This is a genomic window from Enterobacter sp. ENT03, from assembly GCF_019218745.1.
In the GTDB taxonomy this organism is placed as follows: Bacteria; Pseudomonadota; Gammaproteobacteria; order Enterobacterales; family Enterobacteriaceae; genus Enterobacter_D.
The window spans coordinates 99,748-124,462 of record NZ_JAHUXA010000006.1; the positions used below are offsets into that span (position 1 = coordinate 99,748).

General features: G+C 52.3%; 20 protein-coding genes. 11 read left to right on the forward strand and 9 right to left on the reverse strand.

Annotated features, from left to right (window positions below):
* The first annotated feature begins 8 nt into the window (after positions 1 to 8).
* The 7 genes from rodZ (at position 9) to KW828_RS10635 (ending at position 7,292) form a co-directional block, all read left to right on the forward strand.
* A complete protein-coding gene (gene rodZ / locus KW828_RS10605; protein ID WP_218336323.1) occupies positions 9 to 1,004 on the forward strand; it encodes a cytoskeleton protein RodZ in 996 nt (331 codons plus the stop codon).
* A 26-nt stretch (positions 1,005 to 1,030) separates the two neighbouring features.
* Positions 1,031 to 2,149, forward strand: coding sequence for a flavodoxin-dependent (E)-4-hydroxy-3-methylbut-2-enyl-diphosphate synthase (gene ispG / locus KW828_RS10610; protein WP_218336324.1), 1,119 nt, complete (start codon positions 1,031 to 1,033; stop codon positions 2,147 to 2,149).
* A 108-nt stretch (positions 2,150 to 2,257) separates the two neighbouring features.
* Positions 2,258 to 3,532, forward strand: a complete 1,275-nt coding sequence (gene hisS, locus KW828_RS10615; protein ID WP_218336325.1) for a histidine--tRNA ligase — start codon at positions 2,258 to 2,260, stop codon at positions 3,530 to 3,532.
* Positions 3,533 to 3,569: 37 nt separating this feature from the next.
* Positions 3,570 to 4,190, forward strand: coding sequence for a YfgM family protein (locus KW828_RS10620; protein WP_218336326.1), 621 nt, complete (start codon positions 3,570 to 3,572; stop codon positions 4,188 to 4,190).
* A gap of 10 nt (positions 4,191 to 4,200) precedes the next feature.
* Entirely contained in the window at positions 4,201 to 5,379 is a 1,179-nt protein-coding gene (bamB, locus tag KW828_RS10625) for an outer membrane protein assembly factor BamB (RefSeq protein WP_218336327.1), read from the forward strand.
* A 147-nt stretch (positions 5,380 to 5,526) separates the two neighbouring features.
* Entirely contained in the window at positions 5,527 to 7,014 is a 1,488-nt protein-coding gene (der, locus tag KW828_RS10630; protein ID WP_218336328.1) for a ribosome biogenesis GTPase Der, read from the forward strand.
* A gap of 56 nt (positions 7,015 to 7,070) precedes the next feature.
* Positions 7,071 to 7,292, forward strand: coding sequence for a zinc ribbon domain-containing protein (locus KW828_RS10635; RefSeq protein WP_218336329.1), 222 nt, complete (start codon positions 7,071 to 7,073; stop codon positions 7,290 to 7,292).
* On the opposite strand, the gene KW828_RS10640 is transcribed toward KW828_RS10635, so the two are convergent.
* The 3 genes from KW828_RS10640 to xseA all read right to left on the reverse strand — a co-directional run bounded on the left by KW828_RS10640 (position 7,293) and on the right by xseA (position 10,118).
* Positions 7,293 to 7,640: a protealysin inhibitor emfourin gene (locus KW828_RS10640; protein ID WP_218336330.1), complete on the reverse strand. Its 348-nt coding sequence runs from the start codon at positions 7,638 to 7,640 to the stop codon at positions 7,293 to 7,295.
* Entirely contained in the window at positions 7,640 to 8,665 is a 1,026-nt protein-coding gene (locus KW828_RS10645; RefSeq protein ID WP_218336331.1) for a M4 family metallopeptidase, read from the reverse strand. Before KW828_RS10645 ends, KW828_RS10640 begins: the two co-directional genes overlap by 1 nt.
* Before the next feature lie 76 nt (positions 8,666 to 8,741).
* Positions 8,742 to 10,118, reverse strand: a complete 1,377-nt coding sequence (xseA, locus tag KW828_RS10650) for an exodeoxyribonuclease VII large subunit (protein WP_218336332.1) — start codon at positions 10,116 to 10,118, stop codon at positions 8,742 to 8,744.
* 158 nt (positions 10,119 to 10,276) lie between these two features.
* On the opposite strand from xseA, the gene guaB reads away from it, so the two are divergent.
* From guaB to KW828_RS10670, 4 genes are all read left to right on the forward strand, one after another.
* Positions 10,277 to 11,743: an IMP dehydrogenase gene (guaB, locus tag KW828_RS10655; protein WP_218336333.1), complete on the forward strand. Its 1,467-nt coding sequence runs from the start codon at positions 10,277 to 10,279 to the stop codon at positions 11,741 to 11,743.
* Between the two features lie 62 nt (positions 11,744 to 11,805).
* A complete protein-coding gene (guaA, locus tag KW828_RS10660) occupies positions 11,806 to 13,383 on the forward strand; it encodes a glutamine-hydrolyzing GMP synthase (protein ID WP_218336334.1) in 1,578 nt (525 codons plus the stop codon).
* Between the two features lie 319 nt (positions 13,384 to 13,702).
* The gene (locus KW828_RS10665; RefSeq protein ID WP_218336335.1) at positions 13,703 to 15,157 is read left to right on the forward strand and encodes an MFS transporter; all 1,455 of its coding nucleotides are present in this window, start codon (positions 13,703 to 13,705) and stop codon (positions 15,155 to 15,157) included.
* Between the two features lie 46 nt (positions 15,158 to 15,203).
* On the forward strand, positions 15,204 to 16,883 hold the full coding sequence (locus tag KW828_RS10670) for a glycoside hydrolase family 43 protein (RefSeq protein WP_218336336.1): 1,680 nt from the start codon (positions 15,204 to 15,206) through the stop codon (positions 16,881 to 16,883).
* An 89-nt stretch (positions 16,884 to 16,972) separates the two neighbouring features.
* Here the strand turns inward: KW828_RS10670 and pgaD are convergent, their stop codons facing one another.
* The 6 genes from pgaD to KW828_RS10700 form a co-directional block, all read right to left on the reverse strand.
* Positions 16,973 to 17,368: a poly-beta-1,6-N-acetyl-D-glucosamine biosynthesis protein PgaD gene (gene pgaD, locus KW828_RS10675; protein ID WP_218336337.1), complete on the reverse strand. Its 396-nt coding sequence runs from the start codon at positions 17,366 to 17,368 to the stop codon at positions 16,973 to 16,975.
* Between the two features lies 1 nt (position 17,369).
* Positions 17,370 to 18,686 (reverse strand): poly-beta-1,6-N-acetyl-D-glucosamine synthase, encoded by a 1,317-nt coding sequence (pgaC, locus tag KW828_RS10680; protein ID WP_218336338.1) that lies wholly within the window; start codon positions 18,684 to 18,686, stop codon positions 17,370 to 17,372.
* Positions 18,679 to 20,541, reverse strand: coding sequence for a poly-beta-1,6-N-acetyl-D-glucosamine N-deacetylase PgaB (gene pgaB, locus KW828_RS10685; protein ID WP_218336339.1), 1,863 nt, complete (start codon positions 20,539 to 20,541; stop codon positions 18,679 to 18,681). The genes pgaC and pgaB overlap by 8 nt, the downstream gene beginning before the upstream one ends.
* Before the next feature lie 9 nt (positions 20,542 to 20,550).
* The gene (gene pgaA / locus KW828_RS10690) at positions 20,551 to 22,974 is read right to left on the reverse strand and encodes a poly-beta-1,6 N-acetyl-D-glucosamine export porin PgaA (protein WP_218336340.1); all 2,424 of its coding nucleotides are present in this window, start codon (positions 22,972 to 22,974) and stop codon (positions 20,551 to 20,553) included.
* Positions 22,975 to 23,090: 116 nt separating this feature from the next.
* Positions 23,091 to 23,327: a hypothetical protein gene (locus tag KW828_RS10695; protein ID WP_218336341.1), complete on the reverse strand. Its 237-nt coding sequence runs from the start codon at positions 23,325 to 23,327 to the stop codon at positions 23,091 to 23,093.
* 18 nt (positions 23,328 to 23,345) lie between these two features.
* Positions 23,346 to 24,629 (reverse strand): sensor domain-containing diguanylate cyclase, encoded by a 1,284-nt coding sequence (locus tag KW828_RS10700; protein ID WP_218336342.1) that lies wholly within the window; start codon positions 24,627 to 24,629, stop codon positions 23,346 to 23,348.
* Positions 24,630 to 24,715 lie beyond the last annotated feature (86 nt).

Sequence of the window (24,715 nt, forward strand, 5' to 3'; positions counted from 1 at the left end):
TGTAGCGAATGAATACTGAAGCCACTCACGATCAAAATGAAACATTATCCACTGGCGTTCGTCTGCGCAGCGCCCGTGAACAACTCGGACTCAGCCAGCAAGCGGTTGCCGAACGCTTGTGCCTGAAAGTTTCCACCGTTCGCGATATTGAAGACGATAAAGCGCCTGCTGATTTAGCCTCGACGTTTTTACGTGGATATATCCGCTCCTATGCCCGCCTGGTGCATATCCCGGAAGAAGAACTGCTGCCGATGATGGAAAAGCAGGCACCGATACGTGCGGCGAAAGTCGCGCCGATGCAGACTTTTTCGCTGGGCAAACGTCGTAAAAAACGCGACGGCTGGTTAACCAGCATCACCTGGCTGGTGTTTTTTGTCGTCCTCGGCCTGACCGGCGCCTGGTGGTGGCAGAACCATAAAGCGCAGCAGGAAGAGATCACCACCATGGCGGATCAATCCACTGCGGAGCTGAACGCCAGCAATACGGACGCCCAGAGCATCCCGCTGAATAATGACACCGCAACGCCATCTGCGGATACCCCGACTATGGGTACCGCACCGGCAGACGCCGCGCCGCAAACCGCGGACACTCCAGCGCCGACGACCTCCGCCACTGCCGATCAAAACGCCGTGGTATCGCCGTCGCAGGCGAATGTCGATCCCGCCGTGACCCAGCCGCAGACCCCTGCGGCAACGGCATTGCCAACCGATCAGGCTGGCGTTAATACCACCGCGCCGGCGGATGCCAACGCGCTGGCGATGACCTTCACCGCCGACTGCTGGCTGGAAGTGAGCGATGCCACCGGCAAGAAATTGTTCAGTGGTATTCAGCGTAGCGGGGCGAATCTGAATCTTGCAGGCCAGGCGCCGTACAAGCTTAAAATCGGCGCACCGTCAGCCGTACAAATTCAGTTCCAGGGAAAACCTGTCGATCTGAGCCGATTTATCAGAACTAATCAGGTTGCGCGACTGACCCTCGATGCCGGACAATCAGCAGCACAGTAACAGTCGGGCAACGCGGGAGATTTTTCATGCATAACCAGGCCCCTATTCAACGTAGAAAATCAAAACGGATTTACGTTGGTAATGTGCCCATTGGCGATGGTGCGCCTATCGCCGTACAGTCGATGACCAACACCCGTACCACGGATGTGGAAGCGACCGTTAAGCAAATCCAGGCGCTGGAGCGGGTAGGCGCAGATATTGTCCGCGTCTCCGTGCCGACCATGGACGCGGCAGAAGCTTTCAAACTTATCAAGCAACAGGTTAATGTGCCGCTCGTGGCGGACATCCACTTCGACTACCGTATCGCGCTGAAAGTGGCGGAATATGGCGTCGACTGTTTGCGCATCAATCCGGGTAATATCGGCAGCGAAGAGCGTATCCGTTCGGTCGTCGATTGTGCGCGCGACAAAAATATTCCTATTCGTATCGGCGTAAATGCCGGTTCGCTCGAAAAAGATCTGCAGGAAAAGTACGGGGAGCCGACGCCGCAAGCGTTGCTGGAATCCGCGATGCGTCATGTGGAACACCTTAACCGTCTCAACTTTGACCAGTTCAAAGTCAGCGTAAAAGCCTCTGACGTTTTCCTCGCCGTTGAATCCTATCGCCTGCTGGCCAAAGAAATTGAACAGCCGCTGCATCTGGGCATCACCGAAGCCGGTGGCGCGCGTGCGGGTGCGGTAAAATCGGCGATCGGCCTCGGCCTGCTGCTCTCTGAAGGCATCGGCGATACGCTGCGTATTTCGCTGGCGGCGGATCCGGTGGAAGAGATCAAAGTGGGCTTTGATATTCTTAAATCCCTGCGCATCCGTTCCCGCGGCATTAACTTCATCGCCTGTCCGACCTGTTCTCGTCAGGAATTTGACGTGATCGGCACCGTGAATGCACTGGAGCAGCGTCTGGAAGATATTCTCACGCCGATGGACGTGTCGATTATCGGCTGTGTGGTGAATGGTCCTGGCGAAGCGCTGGTGTCCACCCTCGGCGTCACCGGCGGTAATAAGAAAAGCGGTCTCTATGAGGACGGTGTGCGTAAAGATCGTCTCGATAACAACGATATGATCGCCCAACTGGAAGCACGCATCCGCGCCAAAGCCTCCATCATGGATGAAGCGCGCCGAATTGATATTCAGCAGCTTGAAAAATAACGTGACTGGGAAGCGGCTTGCTTCCCGTGTATGATTGAACCCGCAGCGCGCCCGTAAGGTTATGGTGAGCGCTAAGGGTTCATTTTTATATCTATAAAGAGAATAAACGTGGCAAAGAATATTCAAGCCATTCGCGGCATGAACGACTACCTGCCTGGCGAAACTGCCCTTTGGCAGCGCATTGAAGGCACCTTAAAAAGCGTGCTCGGCAGCTACGGTTATAGTGAGATCCGTTTGCCGATTGTAGAGCAGACCCCGTTATTCAAACGCGCGATCGGTGAAGTCACCGACGTGGTTGAAAAAGAGATGTATACCTTCGATGACCGCAACGGCGACAGCCTGACGCTGCGTCCGGAAGGTACGGCGGGCTGTGTGCGTGCCGGCATCGAACATGGTCTTCTGTACAATCAGGAACAGCGCCTGTGGTATGTCGGGCCAATGTTCCGCTACGAGCGTCCGCAAAAAGGGCGTTATCGTCAGTTCCATCAGTTGGGTTGTGAAGTTTTTGGTCTGCAAGGGCCGGACATCGACGCCGAGCTGATTCTGCTTACCGCCCGCTGGTGGCGCGCGCTGGGTATTGCCGATCAGGTTCGCCTGGAGCTGAATTCCATTGGCTCACTGGACGCGCGCGCTAACTACCGCGATGCGCTGGTGGCGTTCCTGGAACAGCATCAGGATAAATTGGACGAAGACTGTAAGCGTCGTATGTACAGCAACCCGTTGCGCGTGCTGGATTCCAAAAATCCTGATGTGCAGGCGCTGCTGAACGACGCGCCGGCGCTTGGCGATTATCTCGACGAAGACTCCCGCGAGCACTTCGCCGGGTTATGTGCACTGCTGGACAACGCGGGTATCGCCTATACCGTTAACCAGCGCCTGGTGCGCGGTCTTGATTACTACAACCGCACCGTGTTTGAGTGGGTCACCACCAGCCTCGGCGCGCAGGGCACCGTGTGTGCTGGCGGTCGTTACGACGGTCTGGTTGAGCAACTGGGTGGTCGTGCGACTCCGGCTGTCGGTTTCGCCATGGGCCTTGAGCGACTTGTTTTGCTGGTTCAGGCCGTTAATCCGGAATTTAAAGCCGATCCTGTTGTCGATATATACCTGGTTGCATCCGGCACCGATACGCAGTCTGCTGCCATGCAGTTTGCTGAAAAGTTACGTGATGCGATGCCAGGCGTTAAGCTGATGACCAACCATGGCGGCGGCAACTTCAAGAAGCAGTTTGCCCGTGCTGACAAGTGGGGCGCTCGCGTCGCACTGGTGCTGGGTGAATCGGAAGTCGCGGAAGGCAACGTGGTGGTGAAGGATTTACGCTCTGGTGAGCAAACTACGGTGACGCAGGATGGCGTTGCGGCGCATCTGCGCACACTACTGGGCTAATCTTCCCCGGTGAATTATCGTTAAGGAGAGGGACTGCGTGGAAATCTACGAGAACGAAAACGAACAGGTTGATGCGATAAAACGCTTCTTTGCCGAAAATGGCAAAGCGCTGGCCGTTGGGGTTATTTTGGGTATTGGCGCGCTGGTAGGCTGGCGCTACTGGACAGGCCATCAGGACGAGTCAGTGAGAGCGGTTTCGCTGAACTATGAAAACGCCGTGTCTGCACTCCGCGCGGATAAGCCGGAAACCTTATCTGCAGCAGAAAAATTTGCTGCGGATAACAAAAATACTTACGGTGCGTTTGCGTCACTTGAGCTGGCTCAACAGTATGTTGATAAAAACGACCTTAATAAAGCCGTCACGCTGTTGCAGCAAGGTCTTGCCGCGGCCAGTGATGAAAACCTGAAGGCTGTGATCAATGCACGTCTGGCACGTGTCCAGATCCAGCTGAAGCAGCCGGATGCCGCATTGAAAACCCTTGAGTCGGTGAAAGGCGAAGGCTGGACGGCGATTGTGGCTGATTTACGCGGTGAAGCATTGCTGAGTAAAGGCGATAAACAAGGTGCTCGCACCGCATGGGAGAGTGGCGTTAAAAGCAACGCTTCACCGGCGCTGAGCGAAATGATGCAGATGAAAATCAATAATTTGTCCATCTAAGAGGGACCCGATGCAATTGCGTAAATTACTTCTGCCAGGGCTGCTTTCTGTCACCTTGTTGAGTGGCTGTTCTCTGTTTAGCGGCGAAGAAGATGTCGTCAAAATGTCCCCGCTGCCGGTGGTTGAAAACCAGTTCACGCCGTCTACCGCGTGGAGCACCTCTGTTGGTAACGGCATTGGCGATTTCTACTCTAATCTGCACCCGGCGTTTGCCGATAACGTTGTCTATGCTGCCGATCGTCATGGCACGGTGAAAGCGGTGAATGCTGCCGACGGCAAAGAGATCTGGTCGGTGTCGCTGGCGCAGAAAAGCGGCTTCTTCTCCACCAGCCCGGCGCTGCTGTCCGGTGGCGTAACCGTCGCTGGCGGCCATGTGTATGTTGGCAGTGAAAAAGCGCAGGTTTATGCGCTGAACACCGCCGATGGTTCTACGGCCTGGCAGACGCGGGTCGCGGGCGAAGCCTTGTCCCGTCCGGTTGTCAGCGATGGCGTGGTGCTGATCCATACCAGCAACGGCCAGCTGCAGGCGCTTAACGAAGCTGATGGTGCAGTAAAATGGACCGTTAACCTTGATATGCCTGCGCTCTCCCTGCGCGGTGAATCTGCGCCAGCAACGGCATTTGGTGCGGCGATTGTCGGCGGTGATAACGGTCGCGTTAGCGCAGTGATCATGGACAAAGGCCAGATCATCTGGCAGCAGCGTATTTCCCAGGCCACCGGTGCGACGGAAATCGATCGTCTGAGCGATGTGGATACGACGCCAATTGTGATCAATGGCGTGGTGTACGCGCTGGCTTATAATGGCAACCTGACGGCGCTGGATCTGCGCAGCGGTCAGATCATGTGGAAACGCGAGCTTGGATCGGTGAATGATTTCATCATCGACGGCGATCGTATCTACCTGGTGGATCAAAACGATCGTGTCCTGGCGCTGACCACCGAAGGCGGTGTCACGCTCTGGACGCAAAGCGATCTGCTGCACCGTAACCTGACTACCCCAGCGCTGTATAATGGTGCTTTAGTCGTCGGTGACAGTGAAGGTTACATGCACTGGCTTAACGTCGAAGATGGTCGTTTTGTCGCGCAGCAGAAAGTAGATAGCTCAGGCTTCCTGACCGAACCCGTGGTTGCCGAAGGTAAGCTGCTGATTCAGGCGAAAGACGGCACGCTGTACGCGATTACGCGTTAATCACAGCGGCTGTTGGCTTGAGAAAAACGGCTCCTGTTGCAGGGGCCGTTTTCCTGTTTTTACGTTTTAGCGTTTTATAATTTTTGTATTTGCACAGCGCTGCCCTCCGGCGACGTTGTAAATGATTTTTTGAAAGAGGCTTTAAACATGGTACCTGTGGTCGCGCTTGTCGGGCGCCCTAACGTTGGAAAATCCACGCTTTTTAATCGTTTAACACGCACCCGAGATGCGCTGGTGGCGGATTTCCCGGGGCTGACTCGTGACCGTAAGTACGGTCGTGCTGAAGTGGAAGGCCGCGAGTTTATCTGTATTGATACCGGCGGTATCGACGGTACAGAAGACGGCGTGGAAACCCGTATGGCCGAGCAGTCTCTGCTGGCTATCGAAGAAGCGGATGTCGTGCTGTTCATGGTGGATGCGCGCGCGGGCCTGATGCCTGCTGACGAAGCCATCGCCCAGCACCTGCGTTCTCGCCAGAAACCGACGTTTCTGGTCGCCAACAAAACCGATGGTCTGGATCCGGATCAAGCCGTCGCTGATTTCTACTCCCTGGGCCTCGGTGAGATCCATGCGATTGCCGCGTCTCACGGTCGTGGCGTAACCAGCCTGCTTGAGCATGCGCTGGTGCCGTGGATGCAGGAAGTTGATCCGCGCGAAGTAGAAGAAGTTGACGAAGAAGCCGCCTACTGGGCGCAGTTCGAAGCCGAGCAGAACGGCACACCGCCGGTAGAAGAGCCGGAAGATGACTTTAACCCGCTGGATCTGCCGATCAAGCTGGCCATTGTCGGGCGTCCGAACGTTGGTAAGTCCACGCTGACCAACCGTATTCTCGGGGAAGATCGTGTGGTGGTGTATGACATGCCTGGCACCACCCGTGACAGCATCTACATTCCGATGCAGCGTGACGATCGCGAATTCATTCTGATTGATACCGCCGGTGTTCGTAAGCGCGGCAAAATCACCGATACCGTAGAAAAATTCTCGGTGATCAAAACCCTGCAGGCGATTGAAGACGCCAACGTAGTGCTGCTGGTGATCGATGCCCGCGAAGGCATTTCCGATCAGGATCTGTCGCTGCTGGGCTTTATCCTCAACAGCGGTCGTTCGCTGGTGATCGTGGTTAACAAATGGGACGGCCTGAGCCAGGAAGTTCGCGAACAGGTGAAAGAAACCCTGGATTATCGTCTGGGCTTTATCGACTTCGCCCGCGTGCACTTTATCTCAGCCCTGCACGGCAGCGGCGTGGGTAACCTGTTTGAATCTGTGCGCGAAGCCTATGACAGCTCGACCCGTCGCCAGAGTACGGCGATGCTGACGCGCATCATGACCATGGCGGCAGAAGATCACCAGCCGCCGCTGGTACGTGGTCGCCGTGTGAAGCTGAAATATGCGCACGCCGGGGGTTATAACCCGCCGATTGTGGTGATCCACGGAACCCAGGTGAAAGATCTGCCGGATTCCTACAAGCGTTATCTGATGAACTACTTCCGCAAATCGCTGGACGTAATGGGGACGCCGATCCGCATTCAGTTCAAGGAGGGGGAGAACCCGTTCGCCAATAAGCGCAACACCCTGACCCCGAACCAGATGCGTAAACGTAAGCGTCTGATCAAGCACATCAAAAAAGGGAAATAATCCCTTTACCCCTCGCCTCGGCCCGCCGCCGGGGTGACGGGATCACAGGAGTCTCTATGGAACTGCACTGCCCGACCTGCCATCACCCGCTGGAGCTTGCCGGTACGCATGCCCACTGTGCACACTGTCACCATGATCTCGCCCTTGAAGCACGCTGCCCGGAATGTCATCAGCCCTTAAACGTGCTGAAGGCCTGTGGCGCGGTGGACTATTTCTGCCAGCACGGTCACGGACTGATCTCGAAAAAGCGCGTCGATTTCACCCTCGTTACGCCTTAATCACACGCAATCTTTTCCGCGTCGCCACAGCTCTTCCAGCTCTGACGGGGCGTCACTTTCCGCTATCAGCAGGACAACATCCGCATGATGCGTACTGTCTTGTTGCGTCCAGCTGATCTGAATACGGAAATAGCGCTGATCGCCGCGTCCCGGTGAATCGCTTTTCCCCGCATCCTGTCCCAGCGGCAGCGAGCGGCGCAGAATGCTGCACACACGCTCACGCTGTTGCTCATCCAGTTCGGACAGGGCAATACGGCGGGGCGCAGCCAGGCGCGGCATATACGCCACGCCGCCTTCACGCGCCAGGTCAATGACGGCATCCTCCGTCAGGGCGGGCAAGGTTTTCATCACAGCACTCCTGTTTCTTTCCACGCCTGCTCAATAGCGTCCGCTACCGTGCTGTCGAAGCGTTTGCCGCCGTGCTGTACCGTCAGACGGGCAAAGGTGGCAAAATCGGCATTCTGTGCCAGCGAACGGTCGCACACCGTGTCATACCATGCATAGCCCGCTTTCTCCCATGCGTAACCGCCGAGCGTCTGCGCCGCCAGATAAAAGGCGCGGTTAGGAATGCCAGAATTAAGATGCACGCCGCCATTGTCTTCGCGGGTTTTGATGTAGTGATCCATATGGGCCGGCTGCGGATCCTTGCCGAGCAGCGGATCGTCATAGGCGGTGCCGGGGGCAGACATGGAGCGCAAGCCGCGTCCGTTGATGCCCTCCGCCAGCAAGCCTTCGCCAATCAGCCAGTCGGCCTGATCGGCGGTTTGCCCGAGGTGGTACTGCTTAACCAGCGAACCAAAAACATCCGACAGCGACTCGTTCAGCGCCCCGGCCTGTTCAAAGTAGATCAGACCCGCTTCGGTTTCCGTCACGCCGTGGCCCAACTCATGGCCCACAATATCAATGGCGATGGTAAAACGATTAAAAATCTCCCCGTCGCCATCGCCGAACACCATTTGCTGGCCGTTCCAGAACGCGTTCTGATAGTCCTGACCGTAATGCACCGTACCGCTTAAGATCATGCCCTTGTTATCGAGGGAATCGCGCTGCCAGGCGTTCCAGAAAAACTGATGAGTGACGCCGAGATAATCCCAGGCTTCGTCGGCGGCAACATCCCCGTTGGACGGCTGGCCCTCTTTGCGTACCAGTTTGCCAGGCAACGTTTGCGTGTTTTGCGCATCATAAATTTCGCGTTCGGTATCGCCGCTCGTCGCGCTCGGATGGGCTGCGGTCTTGCCGTAGTGCTCTGCCATCAGCGTCTGCACGTGCATTAACGTCTGACGGGCAAACTGCTGCTGGGGTGGCGCGCCGTGGTCGATGATGTGGCGCAGGATATACGGAGGAATTACGGAATGCAGGCGTGAACCGTTCATGCAGGTCTCCTTACTGGCAAAAGCCGAAATTAAGAAACACCTGCAGTATAGTTCCGGGCGAGAAGAGTTTCCCTTATCAGGCCTCAGGTTTACGTTTGCGGGTTTTCTTGACCGGCGTCACGTCTGTGACCTGACTTGCCACCCAGCCATCTTCCAGGCGAGTGGTCAGCGTATCGCCCGCTTTCACCTGCTTCGCTTTTTTCAGCAGGTTGCCGTCGGCGGAGGTGGTGACGCTGTACCCGCGCGCGAGGGTGGCGAGGGGACTGACGGCTTCCAGATGGGTGATCGCGCCGCCGAAACGCTCCCGGGTACTGCTCAGGCGATCGCGCATGCTTTGTGCCAGACGATACTCCAGCTGCTGTACGCGGGACTGGGCGCGATGAATACGTGGTTGCGGATTCTGCTGGTTCAGGCGCTGGGTGATGCGCAACTGGCGTTGCGTAGTACGCTTGAGTTGATTTTCGAGGGCGGTGGCCATGCGCTGACGCAGACGATCCAGCACCGTTTGCTGACGTGCCAGCCGTAGCTGTGGATGCTGCTGTTGCAGACGATGATAAAGCTGCGTGAAACGCCGGTTGCGCGTCGCCAGATAATAATCCATCGCCATTTCCAGCCGCTGCTGACCCATCTGCAACTGGCGTACCAGCTCCTGCTGATTACGGCTGACCATTTCCGCCGCGGCAGACGGCGTCGGTGCGCGCAGATCGGCGACAAAATCGGCGATAGTCACGTCCGTTTCGTGCCCCACGGCGCTGACCACCGGAATGGCGCTGGCAAAAATTGCCCGCGCGACACGCTCGTCGTTAAAGCTCCACAGATCTTCCAGCGAGCCGCCGCCGCGTCCGACGATTAATACGTCGCACTCCTGACGGCGATTAGTCTGTTCAATGGCGCGGACAATTTGCCCTGGCGCATCTTCGCCCTGTACCGCCGTCGGGTAAATCACCACCGGCAAAGAGGGATCGCGGCGCTTAAGCACGTGCAGAATATCGTGCAGGGCGGCACCGGTTTTCGAGGTGACGACGCCAATGCAGTGCGCAGGGGAGGGGAGCGGCTGCTTGAACTGGCTGTCGAACAGCCCTTCCGCCTGCAATCGCGCTTTCAGCTGTTCATATTTTTGTTGCAGCAGGCCTTCACCCGCCGGCTGCATGCTCTCAACAATGATCTGATAATCGCCGCGCGGCTCATAGAGGGTTACGCTGGCGCGCACCAGGACCTGCTGACCATGCTGCGGGCGGAAGGTCACGCGGCGGTTACTGTTGCGGAACATGGCGCAACGCACCTGCGCGGTGTCATCTTTGAGGGTGAAGTACCAGTGCCCGGAAGCGGGCTGCGTGAAGTTGGAAATCTCACCGCTGATCCACACCTGGCCCAGCTCTTTTTCAAGCAGCATGCGCACCGTCTGATTCAGGCGGCTGACGGTATAAATTGCAGGGGATTGATTCATTGACATGTGAGCTGGATCAAATTCTAAATCAGCAGGTTATTCAGTCGATAGTAACCCGATGAGAGGCGAACGCAACTATTTTTCTGAAAAAAGTGTGGATGCAACCGATTACGCTCTGTATAATGCCACGGCAATATTTAACCACCCGGTCAGAGATATTGCCCATGCTACGTATCGCTAAAGAAGCCCTGACGTTTGACGACGTCCTCCTTGTTCCCGCTCATTCTACCGTTCTGCCGAATACCGCCGATCTCAGCACCCAGCTGACGAAATCCATTCGTCTGAATATTCCAATGCTCTCCGCAGCCATGGACACCGTGACGGAAGCGCGTCTGGCGATTGCACTGGCACAGGAAGGTGGCATCGGCTTTATTCACAAAAACATGTCTATCGAGCGTCAGGCTGAAGAAGTCCGCCGCGTCAAAAAACATGAATCCGGTGTCGTAACCGATCCACAGACCGTACTGCCTACCACCACCCTGCGCGAAGTGAAAGAACTCACCGAACGTAACGGTTTCGCCGGTTATCCGGTTGTCACCGCTGACAACGAGCTGGTCGGTATTATCACCGGTCGCGACGTGCGTTTTGTCACCGATTTAAGCCAGCCGGTCAGCGTGTACATGACGCCGAAAGAGCGTCTGGTTACCGTACGTGAAGGCGAAGCACGCGAAGCTGTGTTTGCCAAAATGCACGAAAAACGCGTGGAAAAAGCGCTGGTGGTGGATGCGAATTTCCATCTGCTCGGCATGATCACCGTTAAAGACTTCCAGAAAGCAGAACGTAAACCGCAGGCCTGTAAAGATGAGCATGGCCGTCTGCGCGTCGGCGCGGCTGTGGGGGCCGGTGCCGGTAACGAAGAGCGTGTGGATGCGCTGGTTGCCGCAGGTGTTGACGTGCTGCTGATCGACTCCTCCCACGGTCACTCTGAAGGTGTGCTGCAACGCATTCGTGAAACCCGTGCTAAATACCCGGATCTGCAAATCATCGGCGGTAACGTGGCGACTGGCGCAGGCGCTCGTGCGCTGGCTGAGGCTGGCGTAAGCGCGGTGAAAGTGGGTATCGGCCCTGGCTCTATCTGCACCACCCGTATCGTCACTGGTGTGGGCGTACCGCAGATCACCGCCGTCTCTGACGCGGTGGAAGCGCTGGAAGGCACCGGTATTCCGGTCATCGCAGATGGCGGTATCCGTTTCTCCGGCGACATCGCCAAAGCGATCGCCGCTGGCGCAAGCGTGGTGATGGTTGGCTCTATGCTGGCGGGTACGGAAGAATCGCCGGGCGAAATCGAACTGTTCCAGGGTCGTTCGTACAAGTCTTATCGTGGTATGGGCTCGCTGGGCGCGATGTCCAAAGGCTCATCTGATCGTTACTTCCAGACCGATAACGCCGCTGACAAACTGGTGCCAGAAGGTATCGAAGGTCGCGTGGCTTATAAAGGCTATCTTAAAGAGATCATTCACCAGCAGATGGGCGGCCTGCGCTCCTGTATGGGTCTGACCGGCTGTGCTACCATCGACGAGCTGCGTACCAAAGCGGAATTCGTACGCATCAGCGGTGCAGGCATTCAGGAAAGTCACGTTCACGATGTGACCATTACCAAAGAGTCGCCGAACTACCGTATGGGCTCCTGATCGTTTCCACGCCCGGCTTAATGCCGGGCGATTTTGTTTCACTTGCCTCGGAATTAGCGTCAATGACGGAAAATATTCATAAGCATCGCATTCTTATCCTCGATTTTGGTTCGCAATACACTCAGCTGGTGGCCCGTCGCGTACGTGAACTGGGCGTTTACTGCGAACTCTGGGCATGGGATGTCACGGAAGCACAGATCCGTGAGTTCAAGCCAAGCGGCATCATCCTTTCCGGCGGCCCGGAAAGCACCACCGAACATAACAGCCCACGCGCCCCGCAATATGTTTTTGAAGCCGGCGTGCCGGTGCTCGGCGTGTGCTACGGCATGCAGACCATGGCGATGCAGCTCGGCGGCCATGTTGAAGGCTCAAACGAACGCGAATTCGGCTATGCCCAGGTTGAAGTCAAAACCGCCAGCGCGCTGGTACGTGGCATTGAGGACTCCCTGAGCGCAGACGGCAATCCGCTGCTCGACGTGTGGATGAGCCACGGCGACAAAGTCACCGCTATCCCGGAAGATTTTGTCACCGTCGCCAGCACCGAGACTTGCCCGTTTGCCATTATGGCGAACGAAGAAAAACGTTTTTACGGCGTGCAGTTCCACCCGGAAGTGACGCATACCCGTCAGGGCCAGCGTCTGCTGGAGCGCTTTGTGCGCGACATCTGCGAGTGTGAAGCCTTGTGGACGCCCGCCAAAATCATCGAAGACGCCATCGTGCGCCTGCGCGAGCAGGTAGGTAATGACAAGGTGATCCTCGGTCTGTCCGGCGGCGTGGACTCCTCCGTCACCGCGATGCTGCTGCACCGCGCCATTGGCGACCGTCTGACCTGCGTATTTGTTGATAACGGTCTGCTGCGCCTGAACGAAGCCCAGCAGGTGATGGATATGTTCGGCGATCACTTCGGTCTGAACATTATTCACGTGGAAGGGGAGAAACGCTTCCTCGACGCGCTGTCAGGCGAGAACGATCCAGAAGCGAAACGTAAGATCATCGGTCGCGTTTTTGTGGAAGTGTTTGACGAAGAAGCGCTGAAGCTGGAAGACGTGAAGTGGCTGGCGCAGGGGACCATATACCCGGACGTTATCGAATCTGCGGCCTCTGCAACCGGTAAAGCACACGTAATTAAATCGCACCACAACGTGGGCGGCCTGCCGAAAGAGATGAAGATGGGCCTCGTTGAACCGCTGCGTGAGCTGTTCAAAGACGAAGTGCGTAAAATCGGCCTGGAGCTGGGCCTGCCGTACGACATGCTGTACCGTCACCCGTTCCCAGGACCGGGGCTTGGCGTGCGTGTGCTGGGCGAAGTGAAGAAAGAGTACTGCGATCTGCTGCGTCGCGCAGACGCGATCTTTATTGAAGAGCTGCACAAAGCCGACCTGTACAACAAAGTGAGCCAGGCCTTTACCGTGTTCCTGCCGGTTCGCTCGGTGGGCGTGATGGGCGATGGCCGTAAGTACGACTGGGTCGTTTCACTGCGCGCGGTGGAAACCATCGACTTTATGACCGCACACTGGGCACACCTGCCGTATGATTTCCTGGGTCGTGTATCCAACCGCATTATTAATGAAGTTAATGGCATTTCCCGCGTGGTGTATGACATCAGCGGCAAGCCGCCAGCGACGATTGAGTGGGAATAAGATCCACCTGACCCCAACAGGTATTCCCTCTAAAAAACCCGCGTAACTGCGGGTTTTTTTATGGCTGTTATTTTCTGCTTAAGCATAATTTATCTTCTATTTTCCCGGCCGAACCTTCAATTACGTTATTTTACTCCTCCATTAAGATAATCCTCAAACGTGAGCCAGTTCGCAAAAAATAATGGTGAAAGGCTTTTGTATTGATGATCACAGAAATAAAAAAACATAATTAATTAGCTCAAAAACGTAATGGATCCCCTGGGTCTCCTATGTCAGAAAGTGTTCCACCTTCACAAAAGATACCGGAGATCTGATTAGAATGAGTAAAAACCTAAGGCAAAACCGGCACGAGGAATATCATATATTAACCCGCGGAGAGCGTATTGGTTATGGTATGGGCGACTTTGCGCAAAACCTGGTGTTCGGCACAATAGGCGGTTTTCTGGCGCTTCATATGCTGACGGTAAATACCATCAGTACAGCAACCGCAGGGTTTATATTTCTGTTTGTGCGTATCATTAATGTATTCTGGGACCCGATGGTAGGCACCTATGTTGACAAAAGAAGCTCACCGGCAGGGAAATATCGGCCCTGGCTGATAAGAGCAGGCGTACCACTCGTTATTTTATCGGCGTTGCTTTTTGCTCCAATTCCCGGAATCAGAGGCTCAGTGCCTTTTGCATTTATCGTCTATCTGGCGCTGGACTTAGTTTATTCCGTGGTGAATATTCCTTACGGTTCGCTTAACGCTTCGCTGACACGCGATCCGGAGTCTATTGATAAACTTACCAGTACGCGAATGATGCTGGCGAACAGTGCCAATCTTCTGGTGTATACCTTATTCCCGATGTTTGTACAGATGGCCTCGCCAAAAGACCGCAGTCTCAAGGATACGGGTTTTTTTGGCCTTGAGCTTAATATGGGCAACTATACCGATCCCTCAGCGAATTACGCCTGGTTTGGCGTGTATTCGGTATATATGGTATTAGGCGCAGTGGCGCTTTTCATCTGTTATAAATTCACCAAAGAGCGTGTTGTGGCGACCGCAGAACAAACCGCCAATGTAAAAACGACCGACCTGTTCCTTGAGCTTAAAAATAATCGACCGCTGGTCATTCTTGGCCTGTTTTTCATGCTGGCGTTTACCTTTATGTTTTTCATGAATACCGTTAATGGCTTTTTTAATCAGTATGTGGTCGGCCATTCAGAATGGATGGGGGCCATCGGACTGGTGGCTTCAATTCCGGGTATCGTCTTTCCCATTTTCTGGCCAAGACTGAAGAAAATTTTTGGTAAAAAAGGCTTCTTCCATCTCTTTCTCGGCATGTTCATCGTCGGGGAGTTACTGACGTATGTGTGGTCGCGCGAGGGGATGCACGATGCACTTTGGCTTGCCTACGTTGCGACATTTATTAAACAGTGGGGTTTAACGTCGGCGACCGGTTTCATGTGGGCACTGGTACCTGAAGTGATTGCCTATGGTGAATTAAAATCAGGTAAGCGAAACGCCGCCATCATTAATGCCATTATGGGGCTGTTTTTCAAAATTGGTTTCACTATTGGCGGCGCGATCCCACTCTGGTTACTGGCCGCGTATGGCTTTAGCGAAACCGGTGCCCACCAAAGTGCAAATGCTGTCGACGGGATAATTATTACCGCGGTTTGGATCCCTATTGTACTGGCCGCTATTTCAATGTTTATCATGCAAATCTACCCCATTTCAGACAAACATGTTAACGACATTAACCGTCAGCTGGATGAGATCCGTGTGTAGTTTGAAAAAGTAATGATAAATAAAATTTTAAGAAAGGTGCCGTCATATGTCTCTTATTCAAAATCCTATATTGCCGGGCTTTAATGCAGACCCGAGTATTCTCCGTGTAGAGGATACCTATTACATCGCTAACTCTACCTTCGAATGGTTTCCGGGGGTTCGCTTACATCAATCAAAAGATCTGCAGCACTGGGAGCTTCTTCCCAGTCCATTATCCACTACCACGCTTTTAGAGATGAAAGGAAATCCCTCATCGGGAGGGATTTGGGCGCCAGCGCTTTCTTACGCCGATGGCAAATTCTGGCTGGTGTATACGGATGTGAAAGTCACCGAAGGCGCCTTCAAAGACATGACCAATTATCTGACCATGGCGTCAGATATTCGTGGTCCATGGACGGATCCCATTAAACTCAATGGTGTCGGTTTTGATGCTTCGCTTTTTCATGATGATGATGGGCGTAAATACCTGGTTCAACAAACCTGGGATCATCGGGAATATCATCATCCTTTTAATGGCATTACGCTGACTGAGTTTGATACCCGAACGCTGAAATTAAAACCAGAAACGGCGCGGACTATTTATCGGGGGACGGCGGTGGCGCTTGTTGAGGGGCCACACCTCTACAAACTGAACGGCTATTATTATCTTTTTGCCGCCCAGGGAGGGACCGTCTTTACCCATCAGGAGGTAGTAGCACGTTCAGAAACCTTAGAGGCTGACAGTTTTGTCACCGCGCCGGGAGAGGTATTCTTAACCAACGTTGATACGCCCGACAGTTATATTCAAAAGCAGGGGCATGGCTCTTTAGTCTCGACCCCCAACGGTGAATGGTATTATGCCTCCCTCTGTGCGCGTCCGTGGAATCGGCCAGGGGAGTCGGTCTATGATCCCCGCGGCTGGTCAACCCTTGGCAGAGAAACGTCTATTCAAAAAGTGTACTGGGACGAGGATGGCTGGCCACGCATCGACGGAGGCCATGGCGGCAAAACCTTTGTCGAAGGCCCGGCAGACGCGATTTGCACCGAAAGTGCAAAAGATCATAGCCAGTACGATGAGTTTACTTCTCCGACGCTCGATCTTAACTGGAATACGCTCCGCGTACCGTTCACAGAAAAAATGGGCACAACTGGCGACGGAAAGTTGACGCTAATCGGGCAGGGCTCTTTAGCGAATACCCATGATCTGTCGCTGATTGCCCGCCGCTGGCAGGCCTTTTATTTTGATGCGCAAGTTAAGGTGAAATTTAACCCCGCTAATTATCAACAAATGGCCGGGTTGACAAACTACTACAACGATCGCCACTGGAGTTTTATTTTCATCACCTGGAATGAAATTAACGGCACTGTCATCGAAATTGGTGAAAATAACCGTGGGAAATATACCTCATATCTGAAAGATGAAGCCATTAAGATCCCTGACGATACCCATTACGTCTGGTTACGTACGAAAGTTCGCAAGGAAACCTATACCTACGAATATAGTTTCGATGGGGTCACCTTCACTGAAATTCCCGTTACATTCGATTCTGCGATGCTCTCAGATGACTATGTGCTGCAAAGTTATGGTGGGTTCTTTACCGGAGCCTTCGTTGGCCTTGCGGTAGTGGACTATTCGCGTTACGACGCCCGCGCAGCATTTTATAATTTCAGTTATCAGGAACTTGGGGATTCGTTAACGGAAAACAATACCTATAGTTGGCAGGCTTCGGAGTCACGCTTTTATTAAGATCTTAAGCATCGATGCCATGGATAAATATAAAGCCCGCGTTATCGCGGGCTTTATCTGATACGGGCAACGGCAATTATTTTGCCCTGTTACAATCGCGAGACTTTCTCGATCTCGCCATGGTCGTTATGCGTCACAATCATACGCTGCGCTTTCTGCATCTCCATGTACATATCGGGATCCACGCCCAGGCTTGCCAGCAGATTCGGCAATGGCGTGCGTGGCGAGTTTTTGCGCCTCTCTTTGCGAAAGCGGATTCGATTATAAACTGCCCAAATAATAAGACCGACAGCATTCAGGCAGGAGAAATAAAAGTAAACCTTCAGCCTGTGGAAAACATTCTCACCTAAAACATCAGGATTGAAAAATTTCATCAGGCTTAATGCGGATAAACTGATAAACAGCATCCAGACAATACAGGTCAGAAAAACGTCAAGGCCATAGCGTAATGGTCGTGTTTCTGTGCGAATGATTTGATTATCCATATCAACCTCTTTCAATGCCACGATCCGGGCTTACCCAGCGCGCCCGTTTTGTTTGTGAAATAATCATTACCCGTGTAAAGGCAACTATTGTCGTCATCAGGCTCAATACCCAGTAAATCGCCGGAAACCAAATGACCCAGAATAGCGATGACGCCAGATGTTTCTCATAACGGCTGTCGATGAGGATGCTCACGGCAAATTGTGCAATACACAGACACGAGAGAATGATCCCCGCCAGGCCGTCCAGCGCCATATTTGACAGCGTCAATCCGCCGTGTGGGCTGGTCACAAACAGGATAAAACTGATCACGCAGGTGAAAGCCCAGGCGGTAGAAAGACAATATTCCGTAAACAGCGGCCACATACGGCGGTTTCGCCACTGCCACAGTCGCGTCATATTCTTTCTGAAGACTTCCGCGCCGCCCTGCGCCCAGCGTAAGCGTTGCTTCCATAAGCCTTTTAACGTTTCCGGCATCAGCACCCAGCACAGTGCGCGTGGTTCATAAAAAATGCTCCAGTGTTTAAGCTGTAGCTTCCAGCTAATATCAATATCTTCTGTAATAATGTCTTCACTCCAGTAGCCGACATCAGCCAGCGCCGTACGACGAAAAGCTGCGACGACGCCAGAAATGGTGAATATCTGGCCGTACATGCGCTGCGTGCGTTTAATCATGCCGATAATAGAGGAAAACTCGCCGACCTGAATTTTACCAATCAGCGTAGAGCGGGTGCGAATACGCGGGTTACCAGTGACGGCACCGACGCGGGGATTCTCAAGCATCGGTGTCACAATATATGCCACGGCATCACGATCTAATTTCGCGTCACCATCAATGCACACCAGCCATTCGCTTTTCGCTGCCGCCACGCCGGTTTTTAACGCGATAGCTTTGCCCTGATTATGCGCCAGGTGGATAACGCGCAGTCGTAAATGCTGCTTCGCTAATTGGTTGAGAATAAAGCCGGTGCCATCCGTTGAACCATCATCGACGGCGATGACTTCAATATTCTTATAACGCTGATTCAGCACCGATTCGATGGTTTCGGCGACGTTGTGCTCCTCGTTATAGCAAGGCACAATCACCGACACGAGGGGGTTGCCTTTTAACGAGGGAACCTCATCTTCCCGACCCCATGACCAGTGCCGCTCACGGCTAAACCAAAAAAGCAGCCCTCCGACCATCCATAAAATAGACATAAAAAAGGGCCAGAAGAAAACAAAGCGAAGCATTGTTTCCACAGAAAATAACAGTGCAATAGCTACCGGAATGCTCACTACCAGGCACAGGATAATGAGCGATATAATACGATTATTCATTTTCTGGATACCAGTTAGTTGAGAACTCAGGACGTATTACGTTTACATGCTCTTTGTTGGTAAGAAAGTCATTCGGCTTATAACCATAATTTCTTACGCCGTTGAGCTGTAATAACTCCATCCAGTTCGCAATGTCTTTAACATCAGCAGAATGCGTGGTATCACCATGAATATACTGGGTTTCTAACTGCACCGAGGTTTTATCATTCGCCGCGGTTAATCGGGTGATATAACCAGCAAGTTGCTGTAACCACTTAGTAGCGGATTTCTTGTCTTGCTTCGCCTGGTAGGGGTTAGCCACAATAATCGTCCAGTCATAAAGACGTAATGACTCATGAAGACGCCGATAAAATATGTCGTCCGCCTGCGGCTGTAATTCCGGAACGGCAACCAGCTGCCCGGCCGTTTTTATCGACGGTCCGCGAACGGATTTGACAGTATTTGCCAGCGAGAGGGTTAACGCTGTGGACGTCGAGTTATTGGCAAACACCCGGTCACGGGACGCTATCTCATCGCCAAAAATAATGCCAGCAAATACGCTGTGCGCGGCCAGGTCTTCATACATATCGTGAATTTTTTGCCACATCACGGCATCGATCACCTGCGAGGGCTTACCCGTTCCGGCCGGACTGAAATCCCAGTTTACCAGCGGCATTGAGGCATACACCGCGACACCTGCACGTGTTCTGAGTTGCCAGGCAATACGATTAAACAGATCCTCTCTGACCGGTAACCAGCGATTAGGGAAATAAACTTCGCGCGTCAGACCATTTGCTGGCGGTGTCACTGATGCCTGCAAAAATACCGTACTCACCGCCATGTCTTTAATCTGCTGAATAAGAATATCAATATTCTTCTCCTGCCGATTTTTATCGGTGTCATATACGCTATCAAGGCTCACACTGATAGAACGCATCGCAGACTGTTCCTGTACGCTGGCAACCATCTGTGCAAACTCAATCAGCGACGGATTATTATTAATCAGTAGTCGCGGGATGGCGTCCAGATTATCAGCCGTGGCGAGTCCATCTTCTAATGTAAAGAAGGTGTCATAACCCAGTTTTTTGAGTTCCTGTATCGCCACGCCATTTTCCGCACCATAAGGCCATACCCAGGATTTCGGTTGTTTTCCCGTATGTTTTTTCAGGTGCACAGTGATATTTTGACCATCGGCACTGACGCGGCGGCGATATTGCTGTTCCGTTTCATATGTCGAGGTACCCGGGTTATAGGAACGGTTGGCTATTGCCGGTAATTTCCCTCCGCTGGGGTTGGCTTGCACACCATAATGGGAGTTCCAGGTATGCGCGCCTATTTCAACAAGCGGCGAGCGAGCGAGTTCAGCAATTTGCTGCCAGGTGGCGATTTTCTCCCGATCAATATACTCATCGCCAAACTTCACTTTTTTATTGGCAGGCGTATCGACCCAGCTACCCACCGGTGCCCATAGCGCTGGCCACTGATAGGCTTCCAGCAGGGGGAAGACGCGCGTATAAAAGCTTTGGTACCCATCGTCAAAGCTCAGCAGAACGGCTTTGCGCGGTAAGGTAATTTCACCTCGATGGGCAGCACGTATTTGCTCTACGCTAATGGGCTGATAGCCATTCTCTCTTAGCCAGGCAAATTGATCTCTCAACGCGCTGGTACGCACCGACATAAAACGCTGGTCGGCGCTGTCATCTTCAACGTCATGATAAGCCAGTACAATAAAACTATTATCAGGCCAGGGATTTTCCGCCCGTAATTTTTGCCGGGTGTCAGGTGAAGAAAATGACACCTTTCGGTGATCGTTACAGGCCGTGAGCATGCTGATGCCAAGCACTATTATAAAAGTACGTAGTATCGTCTTTAACATACCTTATCCTTAAAACCGTAAAGTCATATCCAGTTGAATACCGAGGTTATGTTCTCGCTTCCCGTCATAAGGGCGTTTAACCCAATTTACATTCGCACCTACACTTCCTTTGTCATTCCATTCAAAACGCTGGCCATAACTCACCTGGGTGACCGGAGCACTGCCGTGGTTTTTTTCCCACGCACTACCGACACCAGCGGTAATTTGCTGGCTTAAATTCGTTGAGTAGTTCTCATAAATAACGTTTTTAATATTCAGGGCAGGCAGAACATCCGCTGTTTTGTGCGGATTGTAATAGGGCGTATCCATTTTTTTATTCACCCCGTAATACACGCCGGCCTGGAGACTGACCTCGGTTTTATGGTTCGTCCATAACGTCTGCTCACCAGTGAGAGAGAATTCTGAACGCAGGTTACCGTCGGTAAAATTGGTCCGGCTGTAGCTGAAATCAGCACGGGTACGCTCATTTTTCTGCCATTGCACACTGGCTTCGGCGCTGTTTGCCGTAATGCCATGTTTTAAGGCGCGCGTCGGCGTACGACGCGAAATACGTTCAGCCTGAGTACCGAAACTGAAATTATCGTTAAGGTCGTAGCGTGCCGAGAAGCGGGCCCCTAATTTATCGCCATGATTAAAATGGCGCTCCATGAGTTCGCCTTCCATCCAAATATCGCGAGAGCGCCACTCCAGACCTGCTGACCAGTCGCGAACGCTACCCTTGCCTTCATCGAAATGGCTGTTGATTTCGCCAAAGCCCGCAAATGCACGCCAGTTTTTTGCCAGCGGCGGAGTATAGAGGGTAGTAGTAACGCTGTTGTCACGTCGGCCGGAATCGGGGCTATTTGAATCCAGATCGACCGTCGCGCCAACACGCAGCTCGGCAGAGTTATGAATGTCGTGGGCGCGTTTCAACGCTTGCACCGCAGAACTTGCGGGAGCGCGTTTTTGCACATCGGCTAATAACAGTTCAGCATGACGCCAGTCCTGTAGCGCCATGGCGACATAGCTCTGTTCGATTTCCAGTGAAAGGTTGGTCGGCTCCAGCACTTCCGCTTTCTTCAATTCCTTCTCAGCCTTACGCGGCCAGCCTCTGGCCATCAGCACCCGCGCATAGTCAATTTTCAGGTTTTGATTACCCGGTGCGTTGTCCTTGAGTTTGCGTAGCAGACGTTCTGCCGCGGGCAGATCGTTAGCATATTCATGCAGCTCCGCTAAAAACAGATGGCCTTGCAGCCATTCGTTATTCGGCAAAGGCAGCGGCGAACCTGGCATATAGGTATGAACAGGCTCTTTTTTCTGAATATGATGGGTTAGCAGAGACGCCGATTTAAATTGATTGTTTTCCAGATGGCTATAAAAAAGATCGGCTCTCTGCTCCTCGGTGACAGTTTCTTTCAATGCGCCATTGCTATAGAAAACGTCTTTTAGCATCGCTTCGGCTTGCTGCGGTTTCTTTTCATGCAAATACGCCGAGGCGACCCAGTAGCGGGCATATTCAGGAAGTTCGATGCCTTCACTTTTCAGGATTTTTTCCTGAGTAAGGACATCCTTATGTCTGTCGCGTGCAAGCAGTGCACCCATTTGATCAATACGGGCGCGGCGATAGTAAGGGGCCAACTCTTTTTTATCCTTCCACTCACTTAATAATGACTGGTAGGTAGTTAAGGCACGATCAGCGATGTTATAGCGCTCGGATTCGCTACGGGTTGGCATAAACGCCAGTCGCACTAGTTCGGCAGCATAACCGGCACGGGCCTCTGGATCAGCGTGAGATCCGTTCTCTTTCAGTAACACATACCCGAGATTGTTGTCCTGCAATGCTTCCTTATATTCCGGCATGCTTGTGTCTGCGGATGCCGCATGCTGCATTGCCATTGTACTGGCAAAAAGTTCATCCGGTTCTTGCCCGGCGAGACGGTATACCCAGGCCGCCACCAGATAATTACGGCTGTCGGGATGTTTCTTAATCAAGGTATTAACCTGCGAAATAGCGGTTTTATGATCCCCGCTGTCTGCCAGGGTTAATATATAGCCGCGTTGATAGTCGGCATTAGTGGGATCTTTTTCGCACAACTGTTTCCACAGCGGTAATGCTTCAGCCCAACGCTTTTGATTACGATAGGCTTTAGCGACCGCCGGATAAGCGCGCAGGGGGAGGGCTTCATGGCGATAGCGCTCATAAACGGAAATAACCTGCGCATCCTGATTTGCCCAAGAGGCAATTTGTAACCAGTCCGCAATTTGCTGGTGAGTGAGTGAAGGGTGGGATGCAAGCCAGGTCAACGCGGGTGTGGTATTGCCGTTTCTGGCTTCCTGTACCAGCGCATCATAATTTTGCGGCTCTGCATAAACCTGGCCACTACATACAGAGGCCAGGCAAAGTGCCAGCAATTTATAACGGATTTTTACACTGCTTTTCTTAAACTTAAACATAAGTCCTCATGCGATTTACCAGCGTGATGCAGTTCCTTTAGCCTGATAAAGACGTAATGGAGACGCTAAATGTAATTAAATTAAAAAAGGGATAGTGTGGGTTTTATAGGTTTACGCTATTTCACCTTTATATCCTGAAACATCATATGTGAGAAAAATTCCTCTCCCGATGCCGTCTGACAAAAGAGCCGGTAGTGAGTTAATTTTTCCTCATAAATTTTCCTCTCTTCCGGAGTGAGCCTTGAAAGTGTGCAATCCTGTAAATTGTCGATGCCCAGCCACTCGCTAAAAGCAGCTGAAAATGCAACAGAATCAAGATCGCGCTCGCCAGGATGATAAGTATCTGCTGTCATCGTATTGCCCAGTTATTTTCAGGTGGTGATTGAAAAATAATTTTCATCAAAAATAATGCTTCTATTTCTGCCTTCACGTTTTGCTTCATACAGCGCCAGGTCAGCAAAACCGATAATTTCTTTAACGTTTTCCGAACCGTCACTGTGATAAATACCAATACTTGTAGTTATCTCATTGGGTAATTTCACCGACGGCAGTTGAGAAATTTTTGCGACATTCTTACAAATGTTATCAGCAACATACTGCGCCTCTTTTTCAGATGCTGAGGGTAAAATAACGGCAAATTCATCCCCGCCGAGGCGCGCGAAAATGTCCCTGGAACCGATGCAGTTACGTATGACCTGCGCAAATTCTTGCAGTACGACATCGCCTTTTTGATGACCAAAGGTGTCGTTGATCGCCTTAAATTTATCCAGATCCATTAGCAATACACAAAAGCCCTCTTTTTTATTTTTGCGCGACAGTAATGTTTGTATTTCTTCAAGAAAATAGCTTCGGTTATAGGCTTTGGTTAGCCCGTCATACATTTTCATATGACACACTTTTTTTAAGGTAGCTAGCGCGTCATAGACGATGAACATTGTGATAACTAACCTGCAAATGACTTTTACGCCCCTGATCATATTCCATGCGAAAATTTTGTCGTGACCATAGGCATAGAGAATAAAAATGCACAGCATCTCTGTCAGCGTAAGTGCGGCTACGGTGTTCCAGACATTACTATTGAAATCATTGTAATAAACGATCAGCGCGAACAACACCAGATTAAGCCCACTGCAGCCATAGCGAACATAGTCCAGTTTTTTTAGTGCCGCCGCATCAACAGGTGAAGGCATGGCGGCGTATTTATAGAAATAGCACGCAGCGATATAAATGAAGATAATCCACGCCACGGACAGTGTTAAAATAATGCTGTCGTGTTTTAACCAAATATCATGTCCTTTTACGTCGCAAATAAAAGCCAGCAATGCAATAAAAATAACACTTGTGATGCAGAGTTGTCTGGCCAGAATAAATATCGCCGGATTGCTTTGTTTGCCAATGGTTCTCACGAACCCGGCGGCATGCGTTGAGGTCGCATCGTAAATGATGGTGGTGCTTTCTATGTAAAAAAGTGCACCGGCGAGGAAAGCCACGCTGAGTAACAGATAATGCTTCTTACGGTTATCGCAATAGTATTTAACGAGGATCGCCGAAAACCCAGCCACGTCAGTGGCAATCAGTATCAGCAGCGATGCTAAATAGAATTGTGGTGTAGTATTAGTAAATAATGAATCAAGAATAATAATTAAATTTTTCATGATACAGGCATTGTCTAATAAAACTTACACTGGTTGCTACAGTCCCGATTTATGAGGACAGGTATAGGAACTCAACATTCAACGCC